The sequence below is a fragment of the Limobrevibacterium gyesilva genome (assembly GCF_025989185.1).
GTDB classification, from domain to species: domain Bacteria; phylum Pseudomonadota; class Alphaproteobacteria; order Acetobacterales; family Acetobacteraceae; genus Limobrevibacterium; species Limobrevibacterium gyesilva.
Map to the genome: position 1 here is coordinate 75151 of NZ_JAPDNT010000003.1, position 13312 is coordinate 88462.

14 protein-coding genes and 1 tRNA gene are annotated in these 13312 nt (G+C 70.3%); 4 read left to right on the plus strand and 11 right to left on the minus strand.

Translation table 11 applies throughout. The features are described 5' to 3' along the window. Positions 1-34: 34 nt before the first annotated feature. From OL599_RS06345 to OL599_RS06380, 8 genes are all read right to left on the minus strand, one after another. Positions 35-1318, minus strand: coding sequence for an ArgE/DapE family deacylase (locus OL599_RS06345; RefSeq protein WP_264712820.1), 1284 nt, complete (start codon positions 1316-1318; stop codon positions 35-37). Between the two features lie 305 nt (positions 1319-1623). Continuing rightward, the gene (locus OL599_RS06350; RefSeq protein ID WP_264712821.1) at positions 1624-2814 is read right to left on the minus strand and encodes a pyridoxal-phosphate-dependent aminotransferase family protein; all 1191 of its coding nucleotides are present in this window, start codon (positions 2812-2814) and stop codon (positions 1624-1626) included. Between the two features lie 5 nt (positions 2815-2819). Then, the gene (gene guaA, locus OL599_RS06355; RefSeq protein ID WP_264712822.1) at positions 2820-4403 is read right to left on the minus strand and encodes a glutamine-hydrolyzing GMP synthase; all 1584 of its coding nucleotides are present in this window, start codon (positions 4401-4403) and stop codon (positions 2820-2822) included. A 106-nt stretch (positions 4404-4509) separates the two neighbouring features. Then, the gene (locus tag OL599_RS06360) at positions 4510-5070 is read right to left on the minus strand and encodes a GNAT family N-acetyltransferase (protein ID WP_264712823.1); all 561 of its coding nucleotides are present in this window, start codon (positions 5068-5070) and stop codon (positions 4510-4512) included. Further along, a complete protein-coding gene (locus OL599_RS06365) occupies positions 5067-6362 on the minus strand; it encodes an RsmB/NOP family class I SAM-dependent RNA methyltransferase (protein WP_264712824.1) in 1296 nt (431 codons plus the stop codon). Before OL599_RS06365 ends, OL599_RS06360 begins: the two co-directional genes overlap by 4 nt. 77 nt (positions 6363-6439) lie before the next feature. Continuing rightward, entirely contained in the window at positions 6440-7987 is a 1548-nt protein-coding gene (gene guaB / locus OL599_RS06370; protein WP_264712825.1) for an IMP dehydrogenase, read from the minus strand. Between the two features lie 130 nt (positions 7988-8117). Beyond that, a complete protein-coding gene (locus OL599_RS06375; RefSeq protein ID WP_264712826.1) occupies positions 8118-8798 on the minus strand; it encodes an RlmE family RNA methyltransferase in 681 nt (226 codons plus the stop codon). 10 nt (positions 8799-8808) lie between these two features. Continuing rightward, positions 8809-9846, minus strand: a complete 1038-nt coding sequence (locus OL599_RS06380; protein WP_264713118.1) for a Ppx/GppA phosphatase family protein — start codon at positions 9844-9846, stop codon at positions 8809-8811. Between the two features lie 263 nt (positions 9847-10109). On the opposite strand from OL599_RS06380, the gene OL599_RS06385 reads away from it, so the two are divergent. The 4 genes from OL599_RS06385 (at position 10110) to OL599_RS06400 (ending at position 11622) form a co-directional block, all read left to right on the plus strand. Further along, positions 10110-10183 (plus strand) — tRNA-Gln (locus OL599_RS06385). A 238-nt stretch (positions 10184-10421) separates the two neighbouring features. Beyond that, positions 10422-10757, plus strand: a complete 336-nt coding sequence (locus OL599_RS06390; RefSeq protein ID WP_264712827.1) for an ArsR/SmtB family transcription factor — start codon at positions 10422-10424, stop codon at positions 10755-10757. Positions 10758-10766: 9 nt separating this feature from the next. Further along, complete coding sequence (locus tag OL599_RS06395) at positions 10767-11180, plus strand: YeeE/YedE family protein (RefSeq protein ID WP_264712828.1); 414 nt, start codon at positions 10767-10769, stop codon at positions 11178-11180. 4 nt (positions 11181-11184) lie between these two features. After that, positions 11185-11622: a DUF6691 family protein gene (locus OL599_RS06400; protein WP_264712829.1), complete on the plus strand. Its 438-nt coding sequence runs from the start codon at positions 11185-11187 to the stop codon at positions 11620-11622. 5 nt (positions 11623-11627) lie between these two features. Here OL599_RS06400 and OL599_RS06405 read toward each other — a convergent pair whose 3' ends face one another. The 3 genes from OL599_RS06405 to OL599_RS06415 form a co-directional block, all read right to left on the minus strand. Next, positions 11628-12398: an enoyl-CoA hydratase/isomerase family protein gene (locus OL599_RS06405; protein ID WP_264712830.1), complete on the minus strand. Its 771-nt coding sequence runs from the start codon at positions 12396-12398 to the stop codon at positions 11628-11630. Positions 12399-12520: 122 nt separating this feature from the next. Then, on the minus strand, positions 12521-12742 hold the full coding sequence (locus OL599_RS06410; RefSeq protein WP_264712831.1) for a hypothetical protein: 222 nt from the start codon (positions 12740-12742) through the stop codon (positions 12521-12523). A gap of 40 nt (positions 12743-12782) precedes the next feature. Then, complete coding sequence (locus tag OL599_RS06415) at positions 12783-13133, minus strand: hypothetical protein (RefSeq protein WP_264712832.1); 351 nt, start codon at positions 13131-13133, stop codon at positions 12783-12785. Positions 13134-13312 lie beyond the last annotated feature (179 nt).

The following is a 13312-nucleotide window of genomic DNA, read 5'->3' on the forward strand; positions in this document are numbered from 1 at the left end:
GCCGTTGCAGGCGGCCGCGCGCCGACGCCTCGCTTCATGCCGGCCGCGTGCCGCACCAATCCGCGATGAAGGCGGCAATCGCCAGGGTGGTCCGCTTCAGGCTGGGCAGGTGGGCGCGCTCGTCGAAGGCATGTGCCCCCTCCCCCGCCGGGCCGTAGCACAGGCCGGTGATGCCGTAATACAACCCGTAGAACCGCGTGTCGTTCACGCCGGTGCCCAGCCGCGCCTGCATCTTCGTGCCGAACACCGCCTGGTGCGCCCCGGCCAGCACCTGCTCCGCCTCGCTGCCGGGATCGAGGGTGTAGCCGTCGGCCTGGAAGCCGTTCCAGATCACCTCCGGCGGGTTGTTGGCCATGAACGAATCGCCGCGCGCCGCACCGGCGACCGCGTCCAGCACCTCCTGACGCGCCTGCTCCAGCGGCGTGCCGGGCAGCAGGCCGATGCGGCAATCCACTTCGCACCACGCCGGCGTCGAGCTGCCCCAGTCGCCGCCACGGATCACGCCCGGGTTGAACTTCACGGGGTCGGCGATGTCCTTGAACCAGGGATGCGCCCTGGCCCGCTGGTTGATCTCGGCGGTCAGCTTCTGCACCGCCTGGATCAGCCCATAGGCGGCCAGGATGGCGTTGGTGCCGGTCTGCGCGTGCGCCACGTGCACGGGCACGCCGCGCACCCGCAGGCGGAACCACATCACGCCGACATGGCTGCGGGTGATGGTGTTGGCCGTCGGCTCCGGGATCAGGCAGGCGTCGGCACGATAGCCGCGCGCCAGCGTGGACAGCGCGCCGTTGCCGGTGCACTCCTCCTCGGTGACGGTCTGCACATACACATCGGCGGCCGGCGCGAGCCCGGCGCTGCGCAGCGCGTCCATGGCGAACACCATGGCGGAGACGCCCTGCTTCATGTCGTGCGCCCCGCGGCCATTCATCCAGCCATCCTTGATCACCGGGTCATAGGGCGGATGCGTCCACATATCCGCCGGCCCCTCCGGCACCACGTCGACGTGCCCTTGCAGGATCAGGCTGCGGCCTTTCTGCTCCGGCGCGCGCACGGTGGCCACCACCTGCACGGCCTGCGCGTAATCGGTGTCCATCACCGGCGAGAAACCCGGCAGGTGGTCCATCGCCACCTGGTCGAGCGTGTAGCGGTCCACGCTCCAACCGCGCTGGGCGAACGCGCGCGCGATCCAGTCCTGGCACGGCCCTTCCTTGCCGCGCAGACTCGGGAAGCGCACCAGATCCTGCAGCCAGGCCACCTGCTTGTCCCAGTTGGCATCGACGGCTTTCTCGAGGGCGGCAAGCGTGGCGGCGTCGGGCATGGCTGAATTTTCTCCGGAACGTTTCGGGACGACGGACGTGCGGCCGGCGCGCCGCGGCACCAGATGACCATACCGAACCGGCGGACGATAGGGCCGACACATCGGCCGCAAGCAGTCAGGGCCGGCCCCCGCACGGGGGCCGGCCCTGACATCAGTCACGCCGAATGATACCAACGGCCGTTGACGATGACCCTTCCATCGTCAACGGCCGTTGGTATCGCGCGCCGGGTTGGTGGGCGGCGGCGCGCAAAATAACGACTCATACCAGCGGTCATTCTTCATGGCCGCTGGTATGAAGCGGACCGTCAGGCGGACTTCGCCGCCTCGGCCAGAAACGCCATCGCCGCCGCCACGCCACCCGAGGCATGCGGCACGCCGTTGAGCTGCAGCGCCATCTCCACGCTGGCCAGCGTGCCCAGCACCATCGGCTCGTTGAGGTCGCCGAGATGGCCGATGCGGAACACCTGGCCATTGAGCCGCGACAGCCCGCCGCCCAGCGACACGTTGAACATGCCCATGCAGGTCCGGCGGATCGCCTCGGCGTCATGCCCCTCGGGCATCAGCACGGCGGTGACCGAGTCGGAAACGCGGGAGGGCGTCAGGCAGAACAGTTGCGGCCCGTTATTGCCAGACCAGTGGCGCACGCAGCGGCGCACAGCCTCGGCCAGCCGGGTGTGGCGCGCGAACACCTGCTCCAGCCCCTCCTCCTCGATCCGGCGCAGCGATTCCTGCAGGCCGTAGAACAGGGTGGTCGGCACGGTGCCGACGAAGCCCTTGTGCCGGCGGCCCAGCATCACCGTCCAGTTGAAGTAGTGCTTGGCGAGCTTCGCCGATTTATGCGCCTCCAGCGCCTTGTCGGAGACGCCGGTGAAGCTCATGCCGGTGGGCAGCATCAGCCCCTTCTGGCTGCCGCCCACGGCGCAATCCACGCCCCACTCATCCATGCGGAAATCGATCGAGCCCAGCGAGGAGATGGTATCGACCAGCAGCAAGGCCGGGTGCGACGCCGCATCCATCGCCGCGCGCACCTCGCCCACCGGCAGCGACATGCCCGTGGCGGTCTCGTTGTGCACCACGCATACGGCCTTGATCTCGCGCGCCGTGTCGGCATCGAGGGCCGCGCGCACCGCGGCGATGTCGATGCCGCGGCGCCAATCGGCCGGCACGGTCTGCACGCGCACGCCCAGACCCTCAGCCATCCGGGCCCAGCTCTCGGAGAAGTTGCCGGTCTCCAGGATCAGCACGAGGTCGCCGGGCGACATCAGGTTGACCAGGCTCGCTTCCCATGCGCCGTGGCCGGAGGCCGTGTACATCAGCAGATGCTGCCTGGTCTTCAGCACCCGCTTCAGGCCTTCGATGCAGGCGTCGTAGACTTTCAGGAAGGCGGGGTCGTTGAAGTCGACGGTGACATGCGCGACCGCATGCAGGATGCTGTCGGGGATGTTGGTCGGCCCCGGATTGGCGAAGAACTGGCGGCCACGCGGAAGTCTGCTCATCTTTCTCATTCCCATTCGATTGTGCCGGGTGGCTTGCTCGTGACGTCGTATGTCACCCGGTTGATGCCCCGCACTTCATTGACGATGCGGTTGGAGACACGGGTCAGGAACGCCATGTCGAACGGATACACATCCGCCGTCATCCCGTCCGTGCTGGTGACGGCCCGCAAGGCGCAGGCCATGTCGTAGGTGCGTCCGTCGCCCATCACGCCGACGGTGCGCACCGGCAACAACACCGCGAAGGCCTGCCAGATCGCGTCGTACAGGCCGGCGGCGCGGATTTCCTCCAGGAAGATCGTGTCGGCGCGGCGCAGCAGATCCAGCTTCTCGCGCGTGATGGCGCCCGGAATGCGGATGGCCAGCCCCGGGCCGGGGAACGGATGGCGGCCGACGATGCTCTCGGGAATGTCCAGCTCGCGGCCGAGTGCCCGGACCTCGTCCTTGAACAGTTCGCGCAGCGGCTCGACCAGGCGCATGCGCATGCGCTCCGGCAGCCCGCCGACATTGTGGTGCGACTTGATGGTGACGCTGGGCCCGCCGGTGAAGCTGACGCTCTCGATCACGTCCGGGTACAAGGTGCCCTGGGCGAGGAAATCGGCGCCGCCGAGCTTCGTCGCCTCCTCCTCGAACACCTCGACGAACAGCCGGCCGATGGTCTTGCGCTTTTCCTCGGGGTCGGTCACGCCGTCCAGCGCATCCAGGAACAAGCGGGACGCGTCGCGGTGCACCAGGCGGATGTTGAAGCGGTCCCGGAACGTCTTGACCACCTCCGCCGCCTCGCCGGCGCGCAGCAGGCCGTGATCGACGAAGATGCAGGTGAGCTGGTCGCCGATCGCCTCGTGGATCAGCACCGCGGCCACCGACGAATCGACGCCGCCGGACAGGCCGCAGATCACCCGCCCGCTGCCCACCTGCTCGCGGATGCGGGCGATCTGGGTCTCGCGGAAGCCGCCCATGGTCCAGTCGCCACGGCAACCCGCGACCTCGTGGGTGAAATTGCGCAGCAACTGTGCCCCGTGCGGCGTGTGCATCACTTCGGGGTGGAACATCAGGCCATAGAAGCGGCGTTTGTCGTCGGCGAAGGCGGCGTAGGGCGCGCCCTCGCTGGTCGCGACCGCGCGAAAGCCCGGAGGAAGCCTGGTCACCCGGTCGCCATGGCTCATCCAGACCTGCTCGCGCGCCCCCGGCGCCCATACGCCGCGGAACAGCGCGCAAGGCTCCGCCACATCGACGAAGGCACGGCCGAACTCGCGGTGGTCGGACTGTTCGACCTCGCCGCCGAGCTGGGCGCACATGGCCATCTGGCCATAGCAGATCCCCAGGACGGGCACGCCGGCCTCGAACACCAAGTCCGGCGCGCGGGGCGAGTCGCCCTCGGGCACGCTGGCCGGGCCGCCGGACAGGATGAACGCGCTTGCGGCAAAGGCGCGGATGCGGTCGGGATCGGCATTGTACGGCCAGATCTCGCAGTAGACCCCGTTCTCGCGCAGGCGGCGCGCGATCAGCTGGGTCACCTGGCTGCCGAAATCGAGGATCAGGACGCGGTCCGAGCCGGGTTCGTCGGGGGCGTCGGCAGCGGCGTCGGTCATATGCGGGGGCACCCTATCGGTCACGGTGCAGGCTCTTGCAGCACGGCTCGGCCGCCGCCGCAAGGCGCTAAAAACGCAAGGCTGTGGCCAGGCATGGAACCGCCGGTCAAGGCGCCGCGGAGGTGGCTTGCACCAGCTTCTCGATGGGCGACCAGATATAGGCGGTCTGCACCACCTCCTGGCCGCCGACCCGAATGACCGACTCGGCCGCCGGCTTGCCGCCAAGGCGTTGGTAGAACCAGCGGCTGGGGTTGTCGCGCAGCACCCATACGAAGGCCGAGCCGCAGCCCGCAGCCGCCAGATGCGCGGCCGCGGCGCGCATCAGCCGCCGGCCCAGGCCCCGCTCCCGCCAGTCGTCCAGCACGTACAGGGTCTCGATCTCGCCCTCGGCCAACCCGCCCGGCATGCGCGCGGGCGCGCCGGTGACAAAGCCGACGATGCGGGCCGGGCCGCCGGAGCGCCCGAGATCCAGCCCCGACACAGTCGCCACGTGGACCCCCACGCCGGCCCGGATCGCGGCATCGTAGTGCGCGGCCTGCCGGGGCATGGACAGGCCGGCCAGGAAATCGTCCGGCAGGATGCCGGGATAGGCGCTGCGCCAGGCCGCGACATGCACGGCGCCGATCGCCGCCGCATCAGCCGCACGCGCCCGGCGCACCGTGATCACGTCGCCCGCTCCAGCACGGCCCCGAAGAATGCGTCCGTGCCATGCCGCCGCGGCGTCAGCGCCAGGAACGGGCCGGAACACGGCGCCTGGCCTGGCAGCGCCCACGCATCGGCCAGCGGAACGATCGAAAACTCGGGATGGGCGGAAAGGAAAGCCTGCACTTGCGCCTCGTTCTCCTCCTGGAGGACCGAGCACGTAGCGTAGACCAGCCGGCCGCCCTTGCGCACGAGTCTTGATGCCTGTTCGAGAATTCCGGCCTGCTTGGGAACGAGTTCCCGCAGGTCCTGCTCGACCAGGCGCAGCCGGGCATCGGGATTGCGCCGCCAGGTGCCGGTGCCCGTGCACGGCGCGTCCACCAGCACGCGGTCGAATCCGCCGGCACGGCGCTTGGCCCATTTGTCGCCGGGCGCCACCAGATGCCGCTCCACATTGTGGATGCCGGCCCGCCGCAACCGCTTCACTGCCGCGTCCAGCCGCGGGGCCGACACGTCGCACGCCACGATATGGCCGCGGTTGGCCATCACCATGGCCAGCGCCAGAGTCTTGCCGCCGGCGCCCGCACAGAAATCCACCACCCGCATGTCGGGTGCTGCGCCCACCAGCGCGGCCAGGATCTGGCTGCCCTCGTCCTGGATCTCCACCAGCCCGTCGCGGAACGCCTTGCCGGTACTCACGGGACGCCGCCCCTCGACTCGCAGCCCCCAGGGCGACAGCGCCGTCGGCACCGCCTCGATCCCCTCCCCCGCCAGCGCCGCCTGCACCTCGGGCAGTGTCGCCTTCAGCAGGTTCACCCGCAGGTCCAGCGGCGCAGGCAGCGCCATCGCCGCCATCTCGGCATTCAACTCATGGCCGAAACGCGCCCGCAGCAGCGGCAGGATCCAGTCCGGAACCTCAAGCTTCACCGCCTGCGGCATCTTCGGATGTTCGAGCGTGTGGCCTTCCAGCTCGGCCAGCTGCGCCTGCTCGTCCGGATTCAGCGGAGTCGGGCCGAACCGGCCACCGGAAAAGCTCTGCGCCACGCCGGACAGCGTCCAGCCGTCCAGGATCAACGACGCCGCCACCAGCAGCCGCGGATTGACTCGCGCGCCGACCCGCTCCAGCCACCACGCCAGCCGACGACGCCCCCGCAGCACCGCCCACGCGCGCTCGGATACGGCGCGCCGGTCACCCGAGCCGATATAGCGGCGATCGCGAAAGAAGTCGTTGGCCACCGCATCGGCCGGCTTGCGCGGCGCAGCGTCCACCGCGGCCACCAGCTCGATGGCGGCCGAAAGACGGGCAGAGGGGGTCATGAGCGGGACCGTCGGGGGCTTCGCGCCCGGATTCTGGACTGGGGGCAAGGCCCCCGGCCTTCATGCTGCTGCAACCGTTACCCTTCCTGCCGGTAGTTCGGCGCTTCGCGGGTGATGGCGACGTCGTGGACGTGGCTTTCGCGCAGGCCGGCGCCGGTGATGCGGCGGAACAGGGCGTTGCGCTGCAGTTCGTCGATGGTGGCGCTGCCGGTGTATCCCATGCCGGCGCGCAGGCCGCCGACGAGCTGGTGAAGCACGGTGGAAACCGGGCCCTTGTAGCCGACCCGGCCTTCGATGCCTTCGGGCACCAGCTTCAGCGTATCCTTGATTTCCTGCTGGAAGTAGCGGTCGGCCGAGCCGCGCGCCATGGCGCCGATGCTGCCCATGCCGCGATAGGATTTGTAGGAGCGGCCCTGGTAGAGAAACACCTCGCCCGGCGCTTCGTCGGTGCCGGCGAGCAGGCTGCCGATCATGACGCAGTCCGCACCCGCGCCGATCGCCTTGACGATGTCGCCGGAGGTGCGGATGCCGCCATCGGCGATCGCCGGCACGCCATGCTCGTGGCACACGGCGGCGGTTTCCAGAACGGCGGAGAACTGCGGCACGCCGACGCCGGCGATCACGCGGGTGGTGCAGATGCTGCCCGGCCCGATCCCGATCTTCACCGCATCGGCGCCGGCCGCGATCAGCGACGCGGCGCCGTCGGGGGTGGCGACGTTGCCGGCGATGACCTGCACGGCGTTGGAGACCGCCTTGATCCGTTCCACCGCGGCCAGCACGCCGGCCGAGTGGCCATGCGCGGTATCGACCACGATCACGTCCACGCCGGCGTCGATCAGGGCCCTGGCGCGGGCATGGCCGTCCTCGCCCACGCCGGTGGCGGCCGCCACGCGCAGACGGCCGAGCTCGTCCTTGTTGGCCAGCGGGTGGGCCTGCGCCTTGTCCATGTCCTTGACGGTGATCAGGCCGACGCAGCGATAGGCGTCGTCCACCACCAGCAGCTTCTCGATGCGGTGGCGGTGCAGCAGGCGGCGCGCCTCGTCCGGACCCACGCCAGGTTCGACGGTGATAAGGTTCTCGCGCGTCATCAGCTCGTAGACCTTGAGCGCGGGGTCGGTGGCGAAGCGCACGTCGCGGTTGGTGAGAATGCCTACCAGGCGGCCGGTGCCGCGCTCCACCACGGGAATGCCGCTGATGTGGTGGGCCGCCATCAGCGCGTGGGCTTCGGCCAGGGTCTGGTCGGGATGGATGGTGACCGGGTTCACCACCATGCCCGATTCGAACTTCTTGACGCGGCGCACATTGGCGGCCTGCTCGTCGATGCCGAGGTTCTTGTGGATCACGCCCATGCCGCCGTGCTGCGCCAGCGCGATGGCCATGGGCGCTTCCGTCACCGTGTCCATCGCCGAGGAGACCAGCGGAATGTGCAGCGAGATGGTGCGCGTCAGCCGGGTGCGCGTGTCCGTGCTGCTGGGCAGCACCTGCGAATAGGCCGGCACCACCAGCACATCGTCGAAGGCCAGCGCTTCGGAGATGCGCGATGCGACTTCGGGCCGCGGCGCTGGCGGCACCGACGTGCCGTGCGGCAGGGACGTCGTGCCGGAGGATGTATCGGGGGGTGCCATGGCCGGACCTTTCCGCTGGGGCGCCCGACGTGAAAACGGGTCGGGAACCGCGCCTTGGCGGCTCCACATAATCGCCCCCGGCATGGGGCGCAAGCAAAGACCCGTGATGATTCGCGGGTTCGCGCGGCAGCTATGCGCCGCGAAAGCCCGTGGCGACGACGTACAGCTCGCTGCTTTCCTTGCGGCTGGCGGGCGGCTTGGCGTGGCGGACAGTCACGAACAGCTGCTTCATCGGCGCCAGCATCTGCTTCTCGGTGCCGCCCTGGAACACCTTGGCCACGAAAGCGCCGCCGGGGGCGAGGATCCGGGTGGCGAAATCCAACGCCAGTTCCGCCAGTGCGATGATGCGCAGATGGTCGGTGGCGGCGTGCCCGGTGGTGTTGGGCGCCATGTCCGACAGCACGAGGTCGGCCTTGCCGCCCAGCAGCGCGGTCAGCCGACCTGGCATGTCCGCATCGTTGAAGTCGCCCTGGATGAATTCGGCGCCAGGGACCGGGTCGATCGCCAGCAGGTCGAGCCCCAGCACCCGGGCGGCGCCCTTGCGCACCGCCACCTGGCTCCAGCCGCCAGGGGCCGCGCCCAGATCGACGACGCGCTGGCCGGGGCGCAGCAGGTGGAACTTATCGTCCAGCTCGATCAGCTTGAAGGCGGCCCGCGACCGCCAGCCCTGCGCCTTCGCGGCCGCGACATACGGGTCGTTCAGCTGGCGCTTGAGCCAGAGCTGCGACGCGGTGCTGCGCTTGCGCGCGGTGCGGAGAGTCACGGTCAGCCCGCGGGCTGCCCCGGGCCCCTTGGCGGGTGGCTTGGTCATGCGCGGGTTCCTACGCCGGCCGCGGCATCCCCGCCAGGGGTGCGGCGGTCGGGCGGCGCGGACGCTGGGCGCGGGCGCGCTCGGCGCGGATCATCCGCAGCAACATGCCCTCGCGCAGGCCGCGGTCGGCCACCACCACTTCCGGGGCCGGCCAGGTGCGGTGGATGGCGGCAAAGATGGCGCATCCCGGCAGCACGAACTCGGCGCGCTCGGGGCCGATGCAGGGGTGCTGCGCCAGGCCCTCGCGCCCCAGCGCCCGCAGGCAGGCCAGCGCCGCATCGGCGTCAGCGCGCGACAGCACCGCGCCGTCCACCGCCGGGCGGCTGTAGCGCGGCAGGTCCAGCACGATGCCGGCCAAAGTGGTGACGGTGCCGGAGGTGCCGAGCAGGCGAACCCCGCCGTGGCGGATCTCCTGGCCGATGCAATGCACCTGCTCGAACGGCCGCAGCCGGCTGGCCACGTCCTCGACCATGGCGCGGAATCCTTGCGGCGTATGCCCGGCGGCGCCGAAGCGCTCGGCCACGGTGACGACGCCCACGGGCAGGGAGACATAGCCGATCAGCTGCGGCGCCTCGTCGCCGTCCGGCAGGCGCACCCAGGCAAGCTCGGTCGAGCCGCCGCCGATATCGAACAGCAGGGCCCGCCGGCCGCCGTCGCGCAGCAGCGGGGCGCAGCTTTCCAGCGCCAGCTCGGCTTCCTCGCGGGTGGAGATGACGTCGATATGCAGGCCGGTCTCGGACTGGGCGCGAGCCAGGAACTCGGCGCCGTTGGCCGCACGGCGACAGGCCTCGGTGGCGATGGCGCGCACGGCGCGGACCGGACGGCGCGCCAGCCGGGCGGCGCAGCCATGCAGCGCCACGATGGCCCGGTCCATGGCGCAGGGACTCAGCCGGCCGGTATGATGGAGCCCCTCGCCCAGGCGGACGATACGGCTGAAGCTGTCGAGCACGCGAAACCCGTCGCCGGACGGGGCCCCGACCAGCAGCCGGCAATTATTGGTGCCAAGGTCGAGCGCCGCGAAGGCGGGCGGCGCCGGTCGGCAGCGCATATCGGCCGCCTTGCCCTCGGCACCGCTCACGCACGCCGCTGCGGGTTCCGCAGACGGTGCATCTGCGGGCCGGGCATCGACGGGTTTGGCGGCGGATTCGACCATGCTGTGGGCCTAACGCGAAGGCATTTGTCATTGTTCTCACCCTATGTGGTGGCGGCAAGCGTCAATTCAGAGGGATGTCAGGAATGCGCGCGCCGCGGGCGACCGAGAGCGGTGTTGCATGGACGCAGGGTGCGTGCTAATTCGCCGCTCCCGCGGATTGGGGGATAGTTTAGCGGTAGAACTCCCGGCTCTGACCCGGGCAGCCTTGGTTCGAATCCAGGTCCCCCAGCCACGCTTCCGGCGCCCTTAATCCTCTTTGTTGTCAAGAGATTGCACGAAGGGCGCGGAGCAACACCCCCTTGCACTGCCCCCTCTGCCCGGCCGCGGCCGATCACGCGTGGCGCCGCCGCCCAGCGCCGCATTCCGGGCGCTACGCATGGCCGCGAACGCTCGCTGCTGAACCGCTGTTCTTGCCGAGCCATGCATCAATCCTATATGCGTCAATTATCAATGATTGATTGGTCATGAATATGGACCAGCCAGACCTGAAGAGCCTGGGCCCAGCGACCCTGGAGGCCCGCGCGACCGAAGCGGAAGCGTTCCTCCGCTCCCTCGCCAGCCGCCATCGCCTGATGATCCTGTGCGCCCTGCTGGAAGGCGAGACATCGGTGGGCGATCTGGTCCGGCGGCTCGGCCTGACCCAGTCGAACCTTTCGCGCCACCTCGCCACGCTGCGCGAGGAGGGTCTGGTGGCGACCCGGCGCGAAGGCGTCGTCATCCATTACCGCATCGCTTCGGCGCGCGTGCGGCCGATCCTGGCCGAACTCTACCGCCTGTTCTGCGCGCCGGGCACGGCGCCCTCCTGAGAGGTACCCATGGAGAACTTCACGCCCGTCCCGGCCGCCATAGGCGGCGCGCTCATCGGCCTGTCGGCGGCGCTGCTCTGGATCACCAACGGGCGCATCGCGGGCATCAGCGGCATCCTCGGCGGCGCGTCAGGCAACGATCTGGGCTGGCGGCTCACCTTCCTGGCCGGGCTGGTCGCGGCACCGTTGCTCTACGCAGTTGCGGCCGGTGCCCCGGCCGTCGCCATCCAGGCCGGGCCCGCCACCCTGGTCGTGGCGGGCCTGCTTGTCGGCTTCGGCACGCGACTCGGCGGCGGCTGCACCAGCGGCCATGGCGTGTGCGGCCTCGCCCGCCTGTCCCGGCGCTCGGTGGTGGCAACCAGCCTGTTCATGGCTGCCGCCGCAGCGACCGTCTTCCTCACCCGCCACGTGGCTGGAGGCTGACACCATGCCTCGTTTCCTGGCCGCCCTCGCATCCGGCCTGCTGTTCGGGCTCGGCCTGACCGTCTCGGGCATGATCAACCCGGCCAAGGTGCTCGGCTTCCTCGACCTTGCCGGCGCCTGGGACCCGAGCCTCGCCTTCGTCATGGCAGCCGCGATCCCGGTGGCCGCCGCCGGGTTCGCCGTCGCACGGCACCGCCCGGCGCCACTCTGTGCGCCCGCGTTTTCCGGACCGGCCAGGACCGGGGTGGATTCCCGGCTTGTCATCGGCGCAATGCTGTTCGGCATCGGCTGGGGGCTGGTCGGCTACTGCCCTGGGCCCGCGGTGGCGTCGCTCGCCTTCGGCGGTTGGCAGGCGGCAGTTTTCGTCGCCGCGATGCTGGCGGGCATGGGCGCCTTCCGGGTCCTCGACCGGGCGACGACACCGCGGCCCCGGGCGGCGTGAGCCGATCAGGCCCCGATGAAACGGGGCGTGCGCTTCTCCATCCAGGCGCGCTGCCCTTCGGCCAGGTCCGCGGAACGCCGGTTCGCCTGTGCCGCCGCTTCGATCTCCGCGAGGTCGGCGTCACCGCGGGCCAGGCTGTTCAGCGCCTTCTTCATCCCCTGCACCGCCAACGGCGCATTCGCCGCCAGTGTGTCCGCCAGCGCCCCCACCGCCGCCTCCAGCGCCGCCGGGGCCACCAGATCGGTAAGGAAGCCGATGCGCAGCAGCTCCTGCGCATCGACCTTCTGGCCCAGCAGGAACAACCGCTTCGCCGTGTCCACGCCCAGCCGGCTGACATAGCGCCGCATGCCGCCGGGATAGTAGTGCAGCCCGAGCCGCGCGGCCGGCATGAACATCGACATCCCGGTGACACCCACGCGGAAGTCGCAGGCCAGTGCCAGGTCGGTGGAACCGCCATACACGCCGCCGTTCAGCGCGCAGATGGTCGGCAGCCGGCAGCGCTCCATCCGGTCGGTCAGCACCTCGAATCCCGGCGTCGAATTCGGGCCGGGGGCGGCGCCGATCTCGCCGATGTTGAAGCCGGAGCTGAATGATTTTCCGGTTCCGGTCAGCACCAGCACGCGCAGCCCGCGATCGGCCTCGACGCGATCCAGCAGCGCCATCAGTTCGCCGATGTCCTCGGGCTCGATCCGATTGTGCACCTCCGGGCGATTGAGCCGGATGGTGGCGCGGTGCCCTTCCACCGCGAGGACTGGCAGGCCGGAACCGTTGGACATGCATACTCCCTGATCCCGTGCGCGCCACGCTGCCTGGGCATGGCGTATCTGCACCGGTTTCCCACGAACGAATGGCCGGGAAGGTAACCCCCGGGCTGCAGCGCCGCAACGCGTCCGGCGGCTCAGAGCGGGCCGGCGCTCAGCCGCAGATTCGGCACGCCGGCGAGCGAGGCCTTGTCGGCCGGCTCCACCGCCACCTTCGCACCGGGCCGATCGAACCGGTAGCGCCGGCCGCTGGCGCCGCCGATGACGGTCATGCCGGTGCGGCCGACATATTCGAACACCAGATAGGCGAGCCGCTGCGGCACGGCCGCGCGCAACGCCCCTGCCGGCGACGCAGGCACCGGCCGCGGCGGAGCCGCGGCCGTTTCGGACAGAACGCGTCTACCGCAGCACCCCATCGCTCCCCTCCCTCTCTGCGCCGGCGTCCTCGGCATAGATTGCCGTGCCGCTCTCCGTGCGCCCGGCCATCGCGCGCTCCAGCAGGATCGCCCCGCCCGACAGCGCCGGCCACAGCAGCAGCCGCGCCAGCGCGCCGTCGCCCACGAGCCAGGCAACCGGGGCGGCGATCCACAGGCTGAGGCAGTAGAAGCAGTCGAACAGGCCGGCCCAGAACCCGCCCCCGAGCCGCGCCCGCAAGCGCGCCATGACGCGCCACGGACCGTGCTCGACCACCAGCAGATGCGTCAGCCGCCAGACGCACAGCACACCCACCAGCAACCATGCAAGGCTCATCGGCCCGATCGTCCCGCCCCCCCCGCCCCAACGCCGCCGTCCGCGCGGACGGCGGCGTTGGCAGGCCGCCTCACACGATGACGGTGAAGCTCGTCTCGCTGTCGTTCGCGTGACCGTCACGGCCATAGTAGCAGTTGACGATGGTCCGTTTGTAGGCATTCAGCCGCAGCAGGTATAAA

What these genes read in the sequence shown, in the direction of transcription:
- OL599_RS06345 (WP_264712820.1), bottom strand. Translation starts at nt 1,318, where the DNA reads ATGCCCGACGCCGCCACGCTTGCCGCCCTCGAGAAAGCCGTCGATGCC.
- OL599_RS06350 (WP_264712821.1), bottom strand. Translation starts at nt 2,814, where the DNA reads ATGAGCAGACTTCCGCGTGGCCGCCAGTTCTTCGCCAATCCGGGGCCG.
- guaA (WP_264712822.1), bottom strand. Translation starts at nt 4,403, where the DNA reads ATGACCGACGCCGCTGCCGACGCCCCCGACGAACCCGGCTCGGACCGC.
- OL599_RS06365 (WP_264712824.1), bottom strand. Translation starts at nt 6,362, where the DNA reads ATGACCCCCTCTGCCCGTCTTTCGGCCGCCATCGAGCTGGTGGCCGCG.
- guaB (WP_264712825.1), bottom strand. Translation starts at nt 7,987, where the DNA reads ATGGCACCCCCCGATACATCCTCCGGCACGACGTCCCTGCCGCACGGC.
- OL599_RS06375 (WP_264712826.1), bottom strand. Translation starts at nt 8,798, where the DNA reads ATGACCAAGCCACCCGCCAAGGGGCCCGGGGCAGCCCGCGGGCTGACC.
- OL599_RS06380 (WP_264713118.1), bottom strand. Translation starts at nt 9,846, where the DNA reads ATGCGCTGCCGACCGGCGCCGCCCGCCTTCGCGGCGCTCGACCTTGGC.
- OL599_RS06390 (WP_264712827.1), top strand. Translation starts at nt 10,422, where the DNA reads ATGGACCAGCCAGACCTGAAGAGCCTGGGCCCAGCGACCCTGGAGGCC.
- OL599_RS06395 (WP_264712828.1), top strand. Translation starts at nt 10,767, where the DNA reads ATGGAGAACTTCACGCCCGTCCCGGCCGCCATAGGCGGCGCGCTCATC.
- OL599_RS06400 (WP_264712829.1), top strand. Translation starts at nt 11,185, where the DNA reads ATGCCTCGTTTCCTGGCCGCCCTCGCATCCGGCCTGCTGTTCGGGCTC.
- OL599_RS06405 (WP_264712830.1), bottom strand. Translation starts at nt 12,398, where the DNA reads ATGTCCAACGGTTCCGGCCTGCCAGTCCTCGCGGTGGAAGGGCACCGC.
- OL599_RS06415 (WP_264712832.1), bottom strand. Translation starts at nt 13,133, where the DNA reads ATGAGCCTTGCATGGTTGCTGGTGGGTGTGCTGTGCGTCTGGCGGCTG.